We start from the raw sequence: 18,906 nt of genomic DNA on the forward strand, positions 1-18,906 counted from the left end.
TCGGTGCTGCAAATCTAAATGCACAGCGGGCATGGGTGCCCGAAAGGCCGCATATTCTAAGGAATATCCGGACTTTTGCAAATGACTTTTTCCGGCGCCTGTGGCATGCCGTGCAGATTTGCATAGAGAGCCGTCGGTTAAAACGGCCAGTCAGCTCCCGCCGAGTGCGGGTTTGCTGTTGATCCCGCATCCTTGCGGGGCCTGCGCCGGTGCGACGACCGGCCAGTTATTTACATTTTTGGCATGCCGCCGCCGGGCAACATACCGCCCATGCCGCGCATCATTTTTGCCATACCGCCCTTGGCGGTGAATTTCTTCATCATCTTCTGCATCTGCTTGTGCTGCTTGATCAAGCGACCGATGTCCTGCACCTGAGTGCCGGAGCCCATGGCGATCCGGCGCTTGCGCGAACCGCTGATCAGCTCAGGGTCGCGGCGCTCGGCCGGGGTCATGGAATTGATGATGGCTTCCATCTGTTTGAATTGCTTTTCTGCGGCGTTCTGGGCGTTGCCCATCTGCGACAGATTCACCCCGCCGATGCTCGGCAGCTTGTCCATGAGCCCGCCAAGGCCGCCCATGTTCTTCATTTGTTGCAACTGATCGCGGAAGTCTTCGAGGTCGAAGCCCTTGCCCTTCTTCAGCTTCTTGGCCAGTTTGTCGGCCTTGTCCTTGTCGAGGGTCGCTTCGGCCTGTTCGATCAGGCTGAGCACGTCGCCCATGCCGAGGATCCGCGAGGCGATCCGCTCAGGGTGGAACGGATCGAGCGCTTCGCTCTTCTCGCCCATACCGATGAACTTGATCGGCTTGCCGGTGATGGCGCGCACCGACAGCGCGGCACCGCCACGGGCGTCGCCGTCGACCTTGGTCAGGATCACACCGGTCAGCGGCAGTGCATCACCGAAGGCCTTGGCCGTGTTGGCGGCATCCTGACCGGTCATGGCGTCGACCACGAACAGGGTTTCGACCGGGTTGATCGCGGCGTGCAGCGCCTTGATCTCGCCCATCATCTCTTCGTCGATGTGCAGACGACCGGCGGTATCGACGATGACCACGTCGATGAATTTCAGTTTTGCTTCTTTAATAGCAGCAGTGGCGATGTCGACCGGCTTCTGGCTCAGGTCGGACGGGAAGAACGTCACGCCGATGTCGTTGGCCAGGGTCTCCAGCTGCTTGATCGCCGCCGGACGGTAGATATCCGCCGACACGACCATCACCGACTTCTTCTTGCGCTCTTTAAGGAAGCGCGCCAGCTTGCCGGCGGTGGTGGTTTTACCCGCGCCCTGCAGACCGGCCATCAGAATGACCGCCGGCGGCACGGCGCTCAGGTTCAGGTCTTCGTTGGCCGCGCCCATCAGGCTTTCGAGTTCGGCCTGGACGATCTTCACGAACGCCTGGCCCGGCGTCAGGCTGCGCGACACCTCAGTGCCGACAGCGCGCTCCTTGACCGAATTGACGAAGTCCTTGACGACCGGCAGCGCGACGTCAGCTTCAAGCAACGCCATGCGCACTTCACGCAGGGTGTCTTTGATGTTGTCCTCGGTCAGCTTCGCCTTGCCGGTGACATGGCGCAGCGTCTGCGAGAGACGGTCGGTTAAGTTTTCAAACATTGCGCGATCCTTTCAGGCCCTGTACAGACCGGGATAATGGCGGCCCAGACCGGAATCAACATGTGCTCGGCGAGCCTGCGGCGTGGGCAGGTCGCGGATTATAGCGAAGACTGCGGCCGGCGGACACCTCGCTGTCAGCTTGCTGAGTCTTTCGTGCGATAGCGGTTCTATGCCAAACTCAGCCCCTTTCGGGCTTGCCTAACAGGATTTATGCTCCCCTTGTCACCCAGTTTGCTGACCACCCTCGCCGCCGCCCTTCTTTATGCCGCTGCGACCCTTTATCAGAGCACCCGTCTGGCCACCGGCGCCAAGGCGAACAAGCGCCTGCTGGTTACCCTCGGCGTCCTCGCCGTTGTGGCCCACGGCGCCAGCCTGCTCACGCATCTGCTGACCCCGATCGGCCTGGGCCTGGATTTCTTCAGCGCCTCCAGCCTGATTGCCGCAGCGGTGATCGCCCTGACCCTGCTCGCCTGTTCACGGATCCCGGTGGAGAACCTGCTGGTGCTGCTGTTTCCGCTGGGCGCCATCACCGTGCTGCTGGCGCAGTTCGCGCCGACCGGCACGGTGCAGATCATTGATGAAGAACCGGGCATCCTCGCCCATATTCTGCTGTCGATCCTCGCCTACGGCATGTTCACCATCGCGGTGTTCCAGGCGTTGTTGCTGCTGGTCCAGGACCACCAGCTCAAGCACAAGCACCCGTCCGGACTGATCAAGAACTTCCCGCCGCTGCAAACCATGGAAAGCCTGCTGTTCGGCTTCCTCTGGGCCGGCTGGACGCTGCTGTCGCTGTCGCTGATCTCCGGCTGGCTGTTCGTCGAGAATCTGTTTGCCCAGCACCTGGTGCACAAGACCTTGCTGGCGTGCCTGGCGTGGATCGTGTTCAGCGTGCTGCTGTGGGGCCGCAATCGTCTTGGCTGGCGCGGCCACAAGGCGATTCGCTGGACCCTCGCCGGTTTCTGCCTGCTGATGCTGGCGTATTTCGGCAGCAAACTGGTTCGTGAATACATTCTGCACATCTGACGGGCGGCATAAATGGACGGTTTGCCCATAGGGCCGATGCTCGCGGTATTTGTCCTGCTGATTTTGTGGTCGGGACTGTTTACCGCCGTCGAAATCGCGCAGCAGCATCTGCTCGCGCAACGCACCGCCTCGCGCGCCAGCGATAAGCCGCTGGCGAAGCTGAGCTTCCCGCTCGACAGCCTGATCCTGTGCAACACCCTGTGTCGCGCGCTTGCGGTCATCATCGCAACGTTGCTGGCGATTTTCCTTTGTGAAGAAAACGGTCCATGGGCGGCTTGCCTCGGCGCGGGCGCCATCCTGCTGGTGTTTGCCGATTATTTCCCGCGCACCGTTGCCCGGCGCTATCCCGATGCGGTGCTGACGTTCGGCAATGCCCTGCTGGCGGTGCCACTGCGAATCGTCTACCCGTTCGCCTGGCTATTCAGCCGTCTGAGCGCTTTGCTGATGACGCCGTTCACGCGCAAGACTCAGGTCGTGCAACAGAGTGAGGACGACCTGCCGGCCGATCATCAGGATGATTCCGAACACCCGGTTCGTGCCCATCCGGTATCGGGTATCCATGCGCTGGAAAACATCACGGTCAATGACATTCTGGTCCCGCGCAGTGACGTCGACGGCATCAATCTTGACGATTCGATCGAAGAAATCATCGAGCAACTGCGCCACAACAAACGCACGCGCCTGCCGCTGTTTCACAGCGACATCAATCAGGTCGAAGCGGTCCTCAACACCCGCCAGATCGGCCATTTGCTGAACAACGGCCAACTGACCCGCGAAGCACTGCTGGCGGCCAGTTACGAGCCGTACTTCGTTCCGGAAAGCACGCCGCTGCAACTGCAGTTGCTGAACTTTCACAAACAGCAGCGGCGCCTGGGCATGGTGGTCGACGAATACGGCGAAGTGCTGGGGATCGTCACGCTGGAAGATATTCTTGAAGAGATCGTCGGCGAATTCGAAAGCGAACACAGCCTCGAAAACCCGCACATTCATCCACAAACCGACGGGCGCATGGTGATCGATGGCGCCGCCTCGATCCGCGAACTGAACAAGTGCCTGGGCTGGCATTTGCCGAGCGACGGGCCGAAGACGCTGAACGGGCTGGTGACTGAAGCGCTGGAGACCATTCCGGAGAGTGCGGTTTGCCTGAAGATCGGTCGTTATCGCCTGGAAATCCTTGAAACCGAGGAAAACCGGGTGAGCAAAGTGTTGATCTGGCTTACGAGCCTGGCACCCGCCAAGGCCTAAGCCCTGTGGTGAGGGGAGCTTGCTCCCGCTCGGGCGCGCAGCGGCCGCAAAATAGCGACACCACATCAAAAGAAGGGGCTGCTTCGCAACCCAGCGGGAGCAAGCTCCCTCGCCACATCATCATTTACCTGCAGAATGGGCGAAGCTTTAATTGCGCTTGTTCGATTGTTAGCCTCCTTCCTATAATCGAGGCGCTTACCCAAGCGCCGTCGATCCCTGTGCTTACCCGGCACTCCATGGATCCCGACTGTTTCCGCTACACACCGACGACTGTTCCTACTCGAAACAGCGATCGCGCCTCATCCCACATCCCTGGGTGTTCGACCATAATAATTCGCTCCAATGGAGCTCATGACTGTCAGGGATCACCGCATGACGACCCAAACCGCTTACAGCGAAACCGCGCCTGCCCAACCGACCAACTCCGCCACTCGCGTGGCCACCGCCAGCTTTATCGGCACCGCCATTGAGTTTTACGACTTCTATGTCTACGCCACCGCTGCGGCGCTGGTGATCGGGCCGGTGTTCTTTCCGCAGACGTCCGGGACAGCGCAAATGCTCTCGGCGTTTCTCACCTTTGGCATCGCTTTCCTTGCCCGCCCGCTGGGTTCGGCGCTGTTCGGCCATTTCGGCGACCGCGTCGGCCGTAAATCGACGCTGGTCGCTTCGCTGCTGTTGATGGGCGTGTGTACAACCTTGATCGGCGTGCTCCCGGGCTACGACAGTATCGGTGCCTGGGCGCCGATTCTGCTCTGTGTACTACGTTTCGGTCAGGGCCTGGGCCTGGGTGGTGAATGGGGTGGCGCTGCGCTGCTGGCCACGGAAAACGCACCGAAAGGCAAACGGGCCTGGTTCGGCATGTTCCCGCAACTCGGGCCATCGATTGGTTTCCTTGCAGCCAACGGTCTGTTCCTGACCCTGGCAATGACTCTGGATGACGAACAGTTCCGCAGCTGGGGCTGGCGCATTCCGTTTCTGCTCAGCGCCGCGCTGGTAATGGTCGGCCTCTACGTGCGCCTCAAGCTTCACGAAACGCCAGTGTTCGCCAACGCCATCGCCCGTCAGGAGCGGGTGAAGGTGCCGCTGGTCGAGCTGTTCAGTCAGTACTGGGCACCGACCTTGCTGGGCGCAGCGGCGATGGTGGTCTGCTATGCGCTATTCTATATTTCGACGGTGTTTTCCCTCAGCTACGGCGTGTCCACGCTGGGTTATAGCCGCGAAACGTTTCTTGGCCTGCTGTGCTTTGCAGTGCTGTTCATGGCAGCGGCCACGCCGTTGTCGGCCTGGGCCAGCGACCGTTATGGGCGCAAACCGGTGTTGCTCATCGGCGGTGTGCTGGCGATTCTTTCCGGGTTTCTGATGGAGCCGTTGCTGACTCAGGGTTCGACCTGGGGCGTGGCGTTGTTCCTGTGCATCGAATTGTTCTTGATGGGCGTGACATTCGCGCCGATGGGGGCGCTGTTGCCTGAGCTGTTTCCGACCCATGTGCGTTACACCGGCGCGTCAGCGGCGTACAACCTGGGCGGGATCGTCGGCGCCTCGGCGGCACCGTTCTTTGCGCAGAAACTGGTGGCGATGGGCGGGTTGAGCTATGTCGGCGGGTATGTGTCGGCGGCGGCGGTGTTGAGTGTGATTGCGGTGTTGTGTTTGAAGGAGACCCGCAATAACGATCTGAATCAGGTTGCCTGACAGACGATCAAAAGCTTCGCGAGCAAGCCCGCTCCCACATGGGATTTGGTTGGACACAAGATCTGTGGCCAACCAATAACCCTGTGGGAGCGGGCTTGCTCGCGAATGCCGCGACTCGGTTTAGAGTTCTACAACAACCGCTTGAGACGCACGAGTCGCCTTGGCACGCGCGGCCTCGATCGATTCATCCCGCGCCAGCGCCACACCCATGCGACGCTGGCCGTTGACTTCAGGCTTGCCGAACAGACGCAGCGCGGTGTCCGGCTCGCTCAACGCGGCGCCCAGGTTGGCGAACGCGGTCTGGGTCGACTGCCCTTCCACCAGAATCACCGCCGACGCCGAAGGCCCGAACTGACGAATCAGCGGCACCGGCAAGCCCAGAATGGCCCGGGCGTGCAGGGCGAACTGCGACAGATCCTGAGAAATCAGCGTGACCAGGCCGGTGTCATGCGGACGCGGCGACACTTCGCTGAACCACACCTGATCGCCCTTGATGAACAACTCGACGCCAAACAGGCCACGACCACCCAGCGCTTCAGTCACGGCTTTGGCGACGCGCTCGGATTCAGCCAGGGCAATTGGACTCATGGCCTGCGGCTGCCAGGATTCCTGGTAATCGCCCTTCTCCTGACGGTGACCGACCGGAGCACAGAAGGTGGTCCCGCCGATGTGGCGCACGGTCAGCAGGGTGATTTCGTAATCGAAATCGATGAAGCCTTCGATGATCACCCGGCCTTTGCCGGCACGACCGCCCTCTTGCGCGTAATCCCAGGCTTTCTGCACATCATCGGCGCTGCGCAGCAGGCTCTGGCCTTTGCCCGAGGAGCTCATCACCGGCTTGACGACACAAGGGAAGCCCAGGTCCTGCACGGCTTTGCTGTAATCCTCGAAGGTGTCGGCAAAGTGGTACGGCGAGGTCGGCAGGTCCAGCTCTTCAGCGGCCAGACGACGGATGCCTTCGCGGTTCATGGTCAGCTGTGCAGCGCGGGCCGTCGGGATCACGGTAAAGCCTTCGGCCTCCAGCTCAACCAGGGTGGCGGTGGCGATGGCTTCGATTTCCGGCACGATGAAGTGCGGCTTCTCGGCCTCGATCACCGCACGCAGGGCGGCGCCGTCGAGCATGTTGATCACGTGGCTGCGGTGGGCGACTTGCATGGCCGGCGCATTGGCGTAGCGATCGACGGCAATCACTTCAACGCCGAGGCGCTGCAATTCGATTACCACTTCCTTGCCCAACTCACCACAGCCACACAGCAATACGCGGGTCGCGGTTGGCGACAATGGAGTTCCGATACGGGTCATCTCAGGTCCTCAAAGAAGCGGATCATCGAGGAAAGCCACGCAAGTGCGCTTTCCATGGGGAGAAAGCGCGGCATTTTACATGAACCCGAGGGTTTGGCTTCAGCTGGCGACAGCCTGTTTGCGCTCGCGCCAGGCCATGATCAGCCAGACGGCGGTGACACCGGCAAACTTCGACGCCAGTGCGGTGATGATCACCGGCGGGGTCAGCAGGTCGATCATGCCGAAGAAAATGAACGTATCCAGCGGAATGCTCAACGCCGAACTGATCCACAAGCGGTCGCGCAGCGGACGCTTGGTGATACTGAACACCAGCCAGTCAATGCATTCGGAAACAGCGAACGCGGTGGCGCTGGCCAGGGCAATGGAAGGGTCGGACGTCACGTAGGACAGCACCAGCGCCGCCAGCATCGCCACAATCGCACCATGACCGAAACGGGTTTGCACCATGTCGCGCAGCACAAACACCAACCCGCCCCACGCCGACCAGATGATGTCCAGGTGCGGCGCGGTGGAAAAAGCGAAGTTGATCAGCACGACGCTGCTGATGTAGGCGATGAGGAAGATCATGGAGGCGGCCTGTGAATGTGGCGCACAGGTTACTTCACGGTTGGTTTCGCGCCAATAGAGCTGGCGCCTGTGCCGGCCTCTTCGCGAGCAGGCTCGCTCCCACAGTTGAAATGCGATCTCCTGTGGGAGCGGGCTTGCTCGCGAAAGCGGTGGTTCAGACGCCTGACTTCGCTGGAATCATCCAGACTAATCCACTCGCCTTCGCCCGCTCATGGCACAACCCCAGCACCACGCGGCGCTCCTCATTGCTCATGCGGCCCCAACGGGTGATCTCTGCGACCGTGCGCTGGCACCCGGTGCAAACATCATCTTCGTCCAGCGCACAAATATTCACACAGGGCGAGGCGACGGGACGTTCGACGGCAGTCATTCTTCTTGCTCAACCAGATCGCGGGCATAACGCTGCGAGTTATGCACATAGTGCGCGGCGCTGGCTTCGAGCATGTTCTTTTGCGCCTCGGTCAGCTCCCGCACGACTTTTCCAGGCGAGCCCATCACCAGCGAACCGTCGGGAATTTCCTTGCCTTCGCCGATCAGCGAATTGGCGCCGATGATGCAGTTCCTGCCGATCTTCGCGCCGTTGAGAATCACCGCGTTGATACCGATCAGGCTGTAATCGCCAACAGTGCAGCCGTGCAGCATGGCGTTGTGGCCGATGGTCACGCCAGTGCCGATGGTCAATGGATAGCCCATGTCCGTGTGCATCACCGTGCCGTCCTGAACGTTGCTGTTTTTGCCAATCAGGATCAGTTCGTTGTCGCCGCGCAGCACGGCGTTGAACCAGACGTTGGCGCCTTCTTCCAGTCTGACCTTGCCGACCAGCACGGCATTGGGGGCGACCCAGCTCTGCGGGTGAGTCTCGACGCGGGCGTCGCCCAGGCGGTATTTCATGTTGTTTTCCTCAGGGCTTACAGTGTTCGGCCACTCGAACGGCGGCTCAAGTATTGAGAAAGCTTTTCGGCGGCTGGTGCAAGCTGATTTCAGCGTCATAAAGCAGGTTGATCAGCTCGACGATCATGATTGCCGTCAGCCCCCAGATCTTGTATTCGCCGTAGCGATAACTGGGCACGTACCAGCTTCTGCCCTGATAGTCGATGCGATGGGTGTGCTCGCGGGGGTCCTTGCGGAAGAATTCCAGCGGCACGCTGAAGACTGCGGCAATTTCGGCATCGTTGGGCTGGTATTCGACGAAGTCGGGAATCACCCCGACGTACGGCGTGACCTTGATGCCGTGCAGGGAAATCAACGGGCTGAGCGGGCCGATGACTTCGACCAGTCCCGGCGGCAGGCCGATCTCTTCTTCGGCCTCGCGCAGGGCGGTAAAGATCAGATCCGGGTCTTCAGGGTCGCGGCGGCCACCGGGAAAGGCGACTTCGCCGCCGTGGGTGGAAAGCCCGCTGGCACGCAGCGTCAGGACCAGTTCCGGCTCGTCACTGCGGGTGATCGGCACCAGAACGGCGGCTTCGGGGAAACGCGTGTCGGTCTCCAGCGTGCGCGGTGTGTGGTTGCTTACCCTATGCAGTAGCTCGTCCAGCATGAGTGTTCTCGATCGGGGCCTTACCCTGCATCATGCACCAATCGATGCGAGTGCCCAAGCCCCCGAAACCCGTCGTGTCGCGAAACGACAACTTGCCGACCGGCACCGCTGCACGCCAAGATAGGCGCAGCATTCAGGAACCTGAGCATGAAATTTTGCAGCCAATGCGGTAACCCGGTGACGCAGCGCATTCCCGAAGGCGATTCGCGGCTGCGATTTGTCTGCGACAGCTGTCAGACCATTCACTACCAGAACCCCAACATCGTCGCCGGGTGCGTGCCGACCTGGGGCAGCAAAGTGCTGCTCTGTCGTCGCGCCATCGAGCCACGTTTGGGGTACTGGACGTTGCCGGCCGGTTTCATGGAAAACGGCGAGACCATCGAACAGGCCGCCATCCGCGAAACCGCCGAGGAAGCCTGCGCCCGGGTTCGCCATCTGAGTATCTACACACTCATCGACGTGCCGCACATCAGCCAAGTGCATGTGTTCTTTCGCGCCGAGCTGGTCGATGTGGATTTTGCCGCTGGCCCCGAGAGCCTCGAAGTGCAACTGTTCGACGAAGCCGACATTCCCTGGGACGAGCTGGCGTTCCGCACGGTGGGGCGTACGCTGGAATGCTTCTTCGCGGATCGGTGCAACGAGGTTTATCCGGTGCGCTCGGAATCCATTCCGCCACTGGCCCAGCCGGCGATCACTTGATCTTTTCAAGGGGCGGCCGATAACCACAGCGCGTTTGCACTACATCCGCGTCTATCAATCATGTATCTGCTTCATTGCTGGGGAATCGTTTCAATGCGTTGGTTGCTTGCCCTGTTTTGCCTGTCGTTCGTTGCAGTCTCGCAAGCGTCATTCGTGACCACCGTGACGCCGTCGAATACCCCTCCCATCGAAAAGGTCCTGGTGCTCAAATCGGCGCACCAGTTGCAATTGATCGTCGACGGCAAGCCGCTCAAGACCTATCGCATCTCCTTGGGCAAGGGCGCGAAAAAAGGTCCGAAACTGATCGAAGGCGATAAACGCACCCCGGAAGGCTTCTATTGGATCGACTGGCGCAAGACCAGCGACAAATTCAATCTGTCGATGCACATTTCCTATCCGAACATCAGCGACTCGGCCCGCGCCCGGCGTGAAGGCGTCGAGCCCGGCGGGATGATCATGATCCATGGCACGCCGGATTCGGAAGAAACCCCTGAAGAGCTGTTCCACACGCTGGACTGGACCGACGGCTGCGTCGCGATGCGTAACGTCGACATGCGCGAAGTGTGGAGCCTGGTGCCGGATGGCACGATGGTCGAAATTCGCCCTTAATCGCTGACCACTGGTCACCTGCAAAAAATAAATCAAAAGATCGCAGCCTGCGGCGGCTCCTACAGAGGTGATACCACTCTCAACTGTAGGAGCTGCCGCAGGCTGCGATCTTTTGCTTTGTGCAGGCCACCACTAATACCACTTAAAAATACGCCCCCTGAAAACCACCATTCCATTGGGTCAGGCACCCTTTCATCGCGTTGACATGGTATTGAAGTGGTATTAATTTCCGCCCCACAAGCGCGCCACAACAATCCTATACCCGCGCCGGAAATGACCGCCATGAACGACCTCCACGCCTTGCGCCCCGACGATTCCCAGCCGACGCCGTTGTACCTGCAACTGGCGCGCAATCTGGAAGCCGCGATCCATGCCGGGCAATGGAAAGCCGAACAGGCGATGCCGTCCGAGCGCAACCTCAGCGACCAGCTCGGCATTTCCCGGGTCACCGCGCGCAAAGCCCTGGAAGTCTTGCTCGATCAAGGTCTGATCCGCCGCCTGCAAGGTTCCGGCACTTTCATCACGCCCCGCCTGGAACAACCGCTGTCGCGCCTGTCCGGCTTCAGCGAAATGCTGCGCCTGAAAGGTTTCGTGCCGAGTTCGCACTGGCTGGAGCGGGAAATCACCCTGCCGACCCATGAAGAGCTGATCCGCCTCGGCCTGTCGCCGAACGACAAGGTCGCGCGCATGAAGCGCCTGCGCAAAGCCGACGACACGGTGATGGCCATCGAAATGAGCACGCTGCCCGCCTCGATCATGCCCAAGCCGCAAGCGGTGGGTGATTCGCTCTACGAATACCTCGACGGCATCGGCAAACCGATCGTGCGCGCCTTGCAGCATATCCAGGCGATCAACGCCTCGGACGAGTTCGCCGCATTGGTCGGTATTGCCCCAGGCACCGCCATGTTGCTGATGACCCGGGTCGGTTATCTGGAAGACAACACCCCTATCGAAGTCACCGACACCTACTGCCGCAACGATTACTACGACTTTGTTGCAGAGCTGCGACGTTAGGCGCGGCCACAAGCGAGAACGAAAATGTCCGAAGACAACATCCTCACCGCCAGCGGCTGGGTTCGCGGCCGGCTGATCCACGAACACGGCAGAGTCGTATCGATCGAAGGCGTGCCGTGCGATCCGGCCGATAACGATCTGCCCTATCTGCTGCCGGGCTTCATCGACCTGCACGTTCACGGCGGTGGCGGCAAAGACATCATGGAAGGCGCCAGCGCCTTCGAAACCATCAGCAAAACCCACGTACGTTTCGGCACCACGTCGCTGCTGGCCACCACCATGACCGCGCCGAGTGCCGAGATTTCCAGCGTCTTGAAGGACGTCGGCGAATTCTGCAAACGACGCCCAAAAGGCACCGCGCGAGTCCTCGGCGTACACCTCGAAGGCCCCTATATCAATCCTGGAAAACTCGGCGCGCAACCGAATTTCGCCCACACCGCATTGATGGCCGAAGTCGAAGCGTATCTGGCGCTGGCGCCGATCCGGGTAATTACCATCGCCCCGGAAATTGCCGGCCACGATGCGTTGATCCGTGAACTGAGCAGTCGCGGCATCCGCATGCAGATCGGCCACACCCTCGGCAGTTACGAGGAAGGCGTCGCCGCGCTGGCGGCCGGCGCGACCAGTTTCACTCACTTGTACAACGCCATGAGCCCGCTGCATCACCGTGAGCCGGGCATCGTCGGCGCGGCCCTGGCCCACGCTACGTTCGCCGAACTGATTCCCGATCTGCTGCACGTGCACCCGGGCGCCATTCGCGTGGCCCTGCGTTCGATTCCATGCCTGTATTGCGTCACCGATTCGACCGCTGCCGCCGGCATGCCCGATGGCGAATACAAGCTCGGCAGCCACACCGTGACCAAATGTCTGGGCGGCGTGCGCCTGCCCGACGGCACGCTGGCCGGCAGCACCCTGACCATGGATCAGGCCCTGCGCAATCTGGTGAAGATCGGTCTGCCGATCAACGAAGCCTCGCAGCGCCTGTCGCAATTTCCCGCCGACTACCTCGGCCTCAACGAACGCGGGCGCCTTGCACCGGGCGCCTGGGCCGACTGCGTGCGGCTCGATCGCGCACTGACACTGACCGCCGTGATGATCGAAGGAGAAGACATTGACTTCAAAAATGCTTGAGGAGGCGCTGTCCTCGTTCGAGGCCGTGCAAGCCCAGTTGCAACAGCTCGACGCGCCGATGATCGAGATCGCCGGGCGCCTGCGCCGCCAGCCGCCGCAAGTGGCGATGACCGTCGCCCGGGGCAGTTCCGACCACGCCGCCAGCTACTTCGCTTACCTGACCATGCAGCACGTGGGAGTGCCGGTGGCCTCGTTACCGATGTCGGTGGTGACCATGCAGCAAGCGCCGTTGAAGGTCAGCGGTCAGGTCGCCTTCGCTTTCTCGCAGTCGGGACAGAGTCCGGACCTGGTCAACAGCCTGCGTCTGTTGCGCAAACGTGGCGCCCTCAGTGTGTCGATGGTCAACGCCGCCGACTCGCCACTGGAAGCCGCTTGCGAATTCAGCCTGCCGTTGCTCGCCGGGACTGAAAGCAGTGTCGCCGCGACCAAGAGTTTTATCGCCACCCTCAGCGCCAGCGCCCGTTTGATCGCGCATTGGAAAGAAGACAGCGAGTTGCTGCAAGCCCACGATGCGCTGCCCGAAGGCCTGCGCGAAGCGGCCAAACAGGACTGGAGCGTGGCCATCGAAGCCCTGCGCGATTGCGAGCGTTTGATGGTCATCGGCCGTGGCGCCGGTTTCGCCATCGCTCAGGAAGCGGCATTGAAATTCAAGGAAACCTCGGCCATCCAGGCCGAAGCCTTCAGCAGCGCCGAGGTCCGTCACGGCCCGATGGCGCTGATCGACGAACACTATCCGCTGCTGGTGTTCGCGCCACGCGGTGCCGAGCAGGCCGGCCTGCTGAGTCTGGCCGCAGAGATGCGTCAACGCGGCGCCCGGGTATTGCTGGCCGCGCCGGACGACGTCAGCGAACGCGACTTGACCTTGTCCCGCGCCGAACACCCGGCCCTCGACCCGATCCTGGCAATCCAGAGTTTCTACGTGATGGCCGCCGGCCTGGCCGTGGCCCGTGGCATGGACCCGGATCAGCCGCGCCATTTGAGCAAAGTGACCCGCACGCATTAAGTCCGACTGACTGCACACCTGATGAGATCCAGCCATGCCCGATAACAATAAAGAGCTGACCCTCAGCGCCCCGCTCAGCGGCCCCGTGCTGACGCTCGCCAACGTCCCGGACGCGGTGTTCGCCAGTGGCGCGATGGGCGACGGCATCGCCATCGACCCGCTCAACGACACGCTGTATTCGCCCTGCGCCGGCGTGATCATTCACGTCGCGCGCAGCAGCCACGCGGTGACCGTGCGTGCCGACAATGGCGCGGAAATCCTCCTGCACCTGGGCCTCGACACCGTTGAACTGAACGGCGAAGGTTTCGCCATGCTGGTCAAGGAGAGCGATCGCGTCAGCCTCGGTCAGCCGTTGTTGCGCTATGACCTCGACAAGGTTGGCCAGCACTGCAAAAGCCTGGTCAGCCTGTTGATTCTTACCAACAGCGCGGATTTTCAGGTGCGGCCGATCACGCTCAAAGCGGTGAAGGTCGGCGAACCGTTGCTGCACGTTATCGCACGCAACACTGTGGCGGCGAGCACTGAAGCAGCCGGTGGGCCTGAAGCTAGCGGCCAAGTACGGGTGGCTCATCGTGGCGGTCTGCATGCGCGGCCTGCTGCGCTGATCCGGCAAACCGCGCAGGGCTTCAATAGCCAGTCAGAGCTGCACTTCAACGGCAAATCGGCGCCGTGCAACAGCCTGATCGGTTTGATGGGACTGGCCATTGGCGAGCAGGATGAAGTGCAGGTCAGTTGTCAGGGGCCGGAGGCCGATGCCGCGCTGCAAGCTTTGCTCAGCGCATTGGCGACGGCGTTGCCGGACGATCATCACGCGCAAGCACCGGTCAGTACTGCGCCGCTGAAACGCCCGGTCGAGGCTGGCGTGTTGCATGGCGTCTGCGCGGCGCCGGGGCTGGTCGCCGGGCCGTTGTTTCGTTTGAACGCAATGACCTTGCCGACAGATGCGGGCAATCACGATCCAGCGCAACAGCAACAGATTTTCGAAGCGGCATTGAACGCGGTGCGCAGCGAAATCGCCGCCACCCTTGCCCAGGCGAAAAAGCACAAGAACGCCGACGAGGAAGCCATCTTCGCCGCGCACATGGCGCTGCTTGAAGACCCGGCCCTGCTCGACGCCGCGCAGCAGTTCATCGCGCAAGGCACGGCGGCGACCCACGCCTGGAGTCAGTCGATCGACGCCCAGTGCGACATGCTCCAAGGCACCGGCAGCGCGCTGTTGGCCGAGCGCGCCAACGACTTGCGTGATCTCAAGCAACGCGTGCTCCGCGCCTTGCTCGGCGAGGCCTGGCAATACGAAGTGCCGGCCGGCGCCATCGTCGCCGCCCTCGAACTGACGCCATCGGATCTGCTGCAACTCAGCGCCCAAGGTGTCGCCGGATTGTGCATGGCCGAGGGCGGAGCGACCTCGCACGTAGCGATTCTGGCGCGTGGCAAAGGTCTGCCGTGTCTGGTTGCCTTGGGTGCAGAGTTGCTTGATCAGCCGCAAGGCCAGGCAGTGGTGCTCGACGCTGAAGGTGGTCGTCTCGAACTGGCGCCGAACGCCGAACGCCTGGCCGAAGTGCAGCAAGTGCAAATCGAGCGCCAGCAGCGCCGCGAAAACCAACAAGCCAAAGCCCATCTGCCCGCCGAAACTCGCAATGGCGTGCACATCGAAGTAGTCGCCAATGTCGCCTCAAGCAGCGAAGCGGCAGATGCCTTTGCCAACGGCGCCGATGGCGTCGGGCTGCTGCGCACCGAGTTTCTCTTCGTTGACCGCCAGACTGCGCCGGATGTCGAAGAACAGCGTGCCGCCTATCAAGCCGTATTGGACGCGATGGGCGAGCACTCGGTAATCATCCGCACCATCGACGTCGGCGGCGACAAACAACTCGACTACCTGCCACTGCCCGCCGAGGCCAATCCGGTGCTCGGTCTGCGCGGCATTCGTCTGGCCCAGGCCCGCCCGGAAATCCTCGATCAGCAATTGCGCGCGCTGCTGCAAGTCAGGCCGTTGGCGCGCTGTCGGATTCTGTTGCCGATGGTTACCGAAGTCGACGAACTGCTACACATTCGCCAGCGCGTCGATCAGTTGTGCCTGGAAATGGGTATCACGCAACGCCCCGAGATCGGCGTGATGATCGAAGTCCCCGCCGCCGCACTGCAAGCCGAACAACTGGCCGAACACGCCGACTTTCTCTCGATCGGCACCAACGACCTGTCGCAATACACCCTGGCCATGGACCGCGATCATGCCGGTCTGGCCGCGCGCGTCGATGCCTTGCACCCGGCGCTGCTGCGCCTGATCGCCATGACCTGCGAAGGCGCGGCGGTGCATAAGCGCTGGGTCGGTGTGTGTGGCGCCCTCGCCTCTGACCCGCTGGCGGCGCCAGTGCTGATCGGCCTGGGCGTCAGCGAACTGTCGGTGAGCCCGGTGCAGATCGGTGAAATCAAGGACCGCGTGCGTCAACTGCACGAAGCCGAATGTCAGCGCCTGAGCCGCGACCTGCTCAAGCTCTCCAGCGCCGCCGCTGTGCGTCACGCCTGCCATCAGCATTGGCCGTTGCCCTAACAACAAGCTCTGTCCAAAGAGCAGGAGAACCACCATGTACCAACTCTTCATCGAAGGCCTGCAACGCCTGGGTCGCGCGCTGATGCTGCCAATCGCGATCCTGCCGATTGCCGGTCTGCTGCTGCGCCTGGGCGACACCGACCTGCTGAACATCGCGATCATCCACGACGCCGGCCAGGTGATCTTCGCCAACCTGGCGATGATCTTTGCCATCGGCATCGCCGTCGGGTTCGCCAAGGACAACAACGGCACGGCAGGCCTGGCCGGGGTGATCGGTTATCTGGTGATGATCTCCACCCTCAAAGTGCTCGACTCGACCATCAACATGGGCATGCTCGCCGGGATCGTCAGCGGCCTGATGGCCGGCGCGCTGTACAACCGCTTCAAGGACATCAAGTTGCCGGAGTATCTGGCGTTCTTTGGCGGACGGCGTTTCGTGCCGATCGTGACTGGTTTCGCAGCAGTCGGCCTGGGTGTGGTGTTCGGCTACATCTGGCCGCCGATCCAGCACGGCATCAATGCCTTCGGCACGCTGATGATGGAAAGCGGCAGCATCGGTGCCTTCGTGTTCGGCGTGTTCAACCGCCTGCTGATCGTCACAGGCCTGCACCACATCCTCAACAACATGGCGTGGTTCGTCTTCGGCAACTTCACCGACCCGACCACCGGGGCATTGGTCACCGGTGACTTGTCGCGCTACTTCGCCGGCGATCCAAAGGGCGGCCAGTTCATGACCGGCATGTTTCCAATGATGATCTTCGGCCTGCCTGCCGCCTGCCTGGCGATGTACCGCAACGCCCTGCCGGAGCGCCGCAAAGTCATGGGCGGGATATTCCTGTCGATGGCATTGACCTCGTTTCTCACCGGCGTGACCGAACCGATCGAATTCGCCTTCATGTTCCTCGCGCCGCTGCTGTATCTGCTGCATGCGCTGCTGACCGGGTTGTCGATGGCGATCACCAATGGCCTGAATATTCATCTTGGCTTCACCTTCTCCGGCGGCTTCATCGACATGATTCTGGGCTGGGGCAAGTCCACCAACGGTTGGCTGGTGGTTCCGGTGGGCATCGCCTACGCCGTGATCTATTACTGCGTTTTTGACTTCTGTATTCGCCGCTTCAATCTGAAGACGCCGGGGCGTGAGGATGTCGCGACAGCCGAGAAGGCCGTGCTTTCTGAAAACGAACGTGCCAGCGCGTACATCAAGGCCCTGGGCGGCGCCGAGAACCTGCTGACCGTGGGCGCCTGCACCACGCGGTTGCGCCTGGAAATGGTGGATCGCAACAAGGCGTCGGATGCCGACCTCAAAGCGTTGGGCGCGATGGCCGTGGTGCGTCCGGGCAAAGGTGGCAGCCTGCAAGTGGTGGTCGGGCCGCTGGCCGACAGCATCGCCGACGAAATACGCCTGGCCATGCCAGCGCTCGGCCGTGCGTTGGTGCGTGAACCCGTGGCGGTGGCCGATGAGCCGAAGGCAATTGCAGTCACCAGCGCCGAAGCACAGCAATGGCTCGACGCGTTGGGCGGTGGCGACAACGTGCTGCAACTTGATTGCATTGCAATGACACGGATCCGCTTGCAACTGGCCGACGGCAAGGCGCTGTCCGAGGCGCAGCTGAAGGCGCTGGGCTGTCAGGGTGTCAGCCCGCTGGACGGTGGGGTGTGGCATTTGCTGGTGGGCGAGAAGGCGGCGGGTTTAAGCGGGATGATTGGAAGTCTGGTTGATCGCAGCAAGGTCAGCGCCAGCGTCTGAGTCGCTACGTCAAAGGTCGAAGCTGTCGGAGACTGCGATCTGTTGATTTCGGATTGTCCGGCCTGGCCAGCAGGATCAAAAGCTCGCAGCCTCGTTGCACTCGACAGCTCCTACAGGAGATGGGGGTCACCTCTTAACGTTTGCATCTGTCAACTGTCAGGTCTGACAGTTGACCGGGTTTTATGGGGCTATTAGGTTGAAAGAATCAGGCCGTTTTTTATGCTGTTGCCTGGATATTCCTGCATTCAATGAAGGAGGTCTGCGACATGCCAGAGAAGATGAGTGACGAGCAATATCTAGTTTATCTTAAACGGAAATACGAGGAGCTTGATGCCAACGGTGACGGCAAGGTTTCGCTTCTCGAGTTCACCCAAAATACTCAAGGATGTTCCAAAGAGCTCAGAGAGTTTGTTTGGGACCACTTCAACTCGAATAGGGACCAGGGTTTAAGTTTCGAGGAATACTTGGCTAGCCAAGGAAATCAACGCAATTAAGTTCGCTTGCTTGATGTAAATACCGGCTGATGCCGGTATTTACTTGTGTCAGGTGCTTGGATCAACCCGATTGCGCTCGGTTTACGGCGAGTTCCTCGTGCATGACGATCTGCTGAATAATTCAACGCCGTACTGCGCTGCACACCGACCAACGCAACGGCCGAGTGCATGGCCACGGTAATTTGCCGAGGCCCACGATTTGAGGCAAAACAAAAGCGGCCGGTTGATTTGAACGGTGCCATCGCCAACAGACCAGCTTCCACAGTTGAACTGAGTGCACCCAGCTAGATAATGGCAACTGTCAGGCCGCCTTCGCGAGCCGGCTCGCTCCCACAGGTTTTGCATACCTCAGGCAGAGAATGGCCGGCTGCCAGACCCCTTCGCTGGCAAGCCAGCTCCCACAGTTGGGATTGGGTGAATCTGATGGAAATGAGGCGGCTGGTCGGACGTCTTCGCGAGCAGGTTCGCTCCTACAATTGAATCGCGTGGAGTCTGATGGATATGGGTCGGCTGGCAGGCCGCCTTCGCTGGCAAGCCAGCTCCCACAGTTGGGGTTGAGTGAATCTGATGGAGATGAGACGGCTGGTCGGCCGTCATCGCGAGCAGGCTCACTCCTACAATTGAATCGCGTGGAGTCTGATGGATATGGGTCGGCTGGCAGGCCGCCTTCGCTGGCAAGCCAGCTCCC

17 protein-coding genes are annotated in these 18,906 nt (G+C 61.1%); 11 read left to right on the plus strand and 6 right to left on the minus strand.

Translation table 11 applies throughout. The annotated features are described in order from the left end of the window. Positions 1-230: 230 nt before the first annotated feature. Positions 231-1,607 carry a signal recognition particle protein gene (gene ffh / locus HU755_RS25620; protein ID WP_003221977.1) on the minus strand — a complete coding sequence of 459 codons (1,377 nt, stop codon included), beginning with the start codon at positions 1,605-1,607 and terminating at the stop codon, positions 231-233. A gap of 210 nt (positions 1,608-1,817) precedes the next feature. On the opposite strand from ffh, the gene HU755_RS25625 reads away from it, so the two are divergent. The 3 genes from HU755_RS25625 to HU755_RS25635 all read left to right on the plus strand — a co-directional run bounded on the left by HU755_RS25625 (position 1,818) and on the right by HU755_RS25635 (position 5,564). Next, positions 1,818-2,630 (plus strand): inner membrane protein YpjD, encoded by an 813-nt coding sequence (locus HU755_RS25625; protein WP_186551121.1) that lies wholly within the window; start codon positions 1,818-1,820, stop codon positions 2,628-2,630. A 12-nt stretch (positions 2,631-2,642) separates the two neighbouring features. Next, positions 2,643-3,875 (plus strand): transporter associated domain-containing protein, encoded by a 1,233-nt coding sequence (locus HU755_RS25630; protein ID WP_186637890.1) that lies wholly within the window; start codon positions 2,643-2,645, stop codon positions 3,873-3,875. Between the two features lie 372 nt (positions 3,876-4,247). Then, positions 4,248-5,564, plus strand: coding sequence for an MFS transporter (locus tag HU755_RS25635; RefSeq protein ID WP_186637893.1), 1,317 nt, complete (start codon positions 4,248-4,250; stop codon positions 5,562-5,564). Between the two features lie 120 nt (positions 5,565-5,684). On the opposite strand, the gene purT is transcribed toward HU755_RS25635, so the two are convergent. From purT to HU755_RS25660, 5 genes are all read right to left on the minus strand, one after another. Beyond that, positions 5,685-6,866, minus strand: a complete 1,182-nt coding sequence (purT, locus tag HU755_RS25640; protein ID WP_024011715.1) for a formate-dependent phosphoribosylglycinamide formyltransferase — start codon at positions 6,864-6,866, stop codon at positions 5,685-5,687. A 99-nt stretch (positions 6,867-6,965) separates the two neighbouring features. Next, positions 6,966-7,433, minus strand: a complete 468-nt coding sequence (locus HU755_RS25645; protein WP_090281913.1) for a VUT family protein — start codon at positions 7,431-7,433, stop codon at positions 6,966-6,968. Positions 7,434-7,587: 154 nt separating this feature from the next. After that, positions 7,588-7,803 carry a DUF1289 domain-containing protein gene (locus tag HU755_RS25650; RefSeq protein WP_186637896.1) on the minus strand — a complete coding sequence of 72 codons (216 nt, stop codon included), beginning with the start codon at positions 7,801-7,803 and terminating at the stop codon, positions 7,588-7,590. Continuing rightward, entirely contained in the window at positions 7,800-8,324 is a 525-nt protein-coding gene (locus HU755_RS25655; protein ID WP_186637899.1) for a gamma carbonic anhydrase family protein, read from the minus strand. Before HU755_RS25655 ends, HU755_RS25650 begins: the two co-directional genes overlap by 4 nt. Positions 8,325-8,370: 46 nt before the next feature. Continuing rightward, entirely contained in the window at positions 8,371-8,970 is a 600-nt protein-coding gene (locus HU755_RS25660; RefSeq protein WP_186551127.1) for a CoA pyrophosphatase, read from the minus strand. Positions 8,971-9,117: 147 nt separating this feature from the next. On the opposite strand from HU755_RS25660, the gene HU755_RS25665 reads away from it, so the two are divergent. The 8 genes from HU755_RS25665 (at position 9,118) to HU755_RS25700 (ending at position 18,218) form a co-directional block, all read left to right on the plus strand. After that, positions 9,118-9,669 (plus strand): NUDIX hydrolase, encoded by a 552-nt coding sequence (locus HU755_RS25665; RefSeq protein WP_186637902.1) that lies wholly within the window; start codon positions 9,118-9,120, stop codon positions 9,667-9,669. Between the two features lie 93 nt (positions 9,670-9,762). Next, the gene (locus tag HU755_RS25670; RefSeq protein ID WP_186637905.1) at positions 9,763-10,278 is read left to right on the plus strand and encodes a murein L,D-transpeptidase family protein; all 516 of its coding nucleotides are present in this window, start codon (positions 9,763-9,765) and stop codon (positions 10,276-10,278) included. A 282-nt stretch (positions 10,279-10,560) separates the two neighbouring features. Continuing rightward, a complete protein-coding gene (locus HU755_RS25675) occupies positions 10,561-11,292 on the plus strand; it encodes a GntR family transcriptional regulator (RefSeq protein ID WP_186551130.1) in 732 nt (243 codons plus the stop codon). 24 nt (positions 11,293-11,316) lie between these two features. Next, the gene (gene nagA / locus HU755_RS25680) at positions 11,317-12,423 is read left to right on the plus strand and encodes an N-acetylglucosamine-6-phosphate deacetylase (RefSeq protein ID WP_186637908.1); all 1,107 of its coding nucleotides are present in this window, start codon (positions 11,317-11,319) and stop codon (positions 12,421-12,423) included. Next, positions 12,404-13,426 carry an SIS domain-containing protein gene (locus HU755_RS25685; protein WP_186637911.1) on the plus strand — a complete coding sequence of 341 codons (1,023 nt, stop codon included), beginning with the start codon at positions 12,404-12,406 and terminating at the stop codon, positions 13,424-13,426. The genes nagA and HU755_RS25685 overlap by 20 nt, the downstream gene beginning before the upstream one ends. 34 nt (positions 13,427-13,460) lie before the next feature. Next, positions 13,461-15,974, plus strand: coding sequence for a phosphoenolpyruvate--protein phosphotransferase (ptsP, locus tag HU755_RS25690; RefSeq protein ID WP_186637914.1), 2,514 nt, complete (start codon positions 13,461-13,463; stop codon positions 15,972-15,974). A gap of 34 nt (positions 15,975-16,008) precedes the next feature. Next, complete coding sequence (gene nagE / locus HU755_RS25695) at positions 16,009-17,724, plus strand: N-acetylglucosamine-specific PTS transporter subunit IIBC (RefSeq protein ID WP_186637917.1); 1,716 nt, start codon at positions 16,009-16,011, stop codon at positions 17,722-17,724. 266 nt (positions 17,725-17,990) lie between these two features. After that, positions 17,991-18,218 carry a hypothetical protein gene (locus HU755_RS25700; RefSeq protein ID WP_186621284.1) on the plus strand — a complete coding sequence of 76 codons (228 nt, stop codon included), beginning with the start codon at positions 17,991-17,993 and terminating at the stop codon, positions 18,216-18,218. The last annotated feature ends 688 nt before the right edge of the window (positions 18,219-18,906 follow it).

It is taken from the genome of Pseudomonas sp. SWRI111, from assembly GCF_014268555.1.
Lineage (GTDB): Bacteria > Pseudomonadota > Gammaproteobacteria > Pseudomonadales > Pseudomonadaceae > Aquipseudomonas > Aquipseudomonas hamedanensis.

Excerpts from the sequence above, each read along its gene's own strand:
- HU755_RS25700 (WP_186621284.1), top strand. The coding sequence starts at position 17,991 with ATGCCAGAGAAGATGAGTGACGAGCAATATCTAGTTTATCTTAAACGG.
- nagE (WP_186637917.1), top strand. The coding sequence starts at position 16,009 with ATGTACCAACTCTTCATCGAAGGCCTGCAACGCCTGGGTCGCGCGCTG.
- ffh (WP_003221977.1), bottom strand. The coding sequence starts at position 1,607 with ATGTTTGAAAACTTAACCGACCGTCTCTCGCAGACGCTGCGCCATGTC.
- HU755_RS25650 (WP_186637896.1), bottom strand. The coding sequence starts at position 7,803 with ATGACTGCCGTCGAACGTCCCGTCGCCTCGCCCTGTGTGAATATTTGT.
- HU755_RS25670 (WP_186637905.1), top strand. The coding sequence starts at position 9,763 with ATGCGTTGGTTGCTTGCCCTGTTTTGCCTGTCGTTCGTTGCAGTCTCG.
- HU755_RS25665 (WP_186637902.1), top strand. The coding sequence starts at position 9,118 with ATGAAATTTTGCAGCCAATGCGGTAACCCGGTGACGCAGCGCATTCCC.
- HU755_RS25645 (WP_090281913.1), bottom strand. The coding sequence starts at position 7,433 with ATGATCTTCCTCATCGCCTACATCAGCAGCGTCGTGCTGATCAACTTC.
- HU755_RS25660 (WP_186551127.1), bottom strand. The coding sequence starts at position 8,970 with ATGCTGGACGAGCTACTGCATAGGGTAAGCAACCACACACCGCGCACG.
- HU755_RS25635 (WP_186637893.1), top strand. The coding sequence starts at position 4,248 with ATGACGACCCAAACCGCTTACAGCGAAACCGCGCCTGCCCAACCGACC.
- nagA (WP_186637908.1), top strand. The coding sequence starts at position 11,317 with ATGTCCGAAGACAACATCCTCACCGCCAGCGGCTGGGTTCGCGGCCGG.
- HU755_RS25675 (WP_186551130.1), top strand. The coding sequence starts at position 10,561 with ATGAACGACCTCCACGCCTTGCGCCCCGACGATTCCCAGCCGACGCCG.
- ptsP (WP_186637914.1), top strand. The coding sequence starts at position 13,461 with ATGCCCGATAACAATAAAGAGCTGACCCTCAGCGCCCCGCTCAGCGGC.
- HU755_RS25630 (WP_186637890.1), top strand. The coding sequence starts at position 2,643 with ATGGACGGTTTGCCCATAGGGCCGATGCTCGCGGTATTTGTCCTGCTG.
- HU755_RS25655 (WP_186637899.1), bottom strand. The coding sequence starts at position 8,324 with ATGAAATACCGCCTGGGCGACGCCCGCGTCGAGACTCACCCGCAGAGC.
- HU755_RS25625 (WP_186551121.1), top strand. The coding sequence starts at position 1,818 with ATGCTCCCCTTGTCACCCAGTTTGCTGACCACCCTCGCCGCCGCCCTT.
- purT (WP_024011715.1), bottom strand. The coding sequence starts at position 6,866 with ATGACCCGTATCGGAACTCCATTGTCGCCAACCGCGACCCGCGTATTG.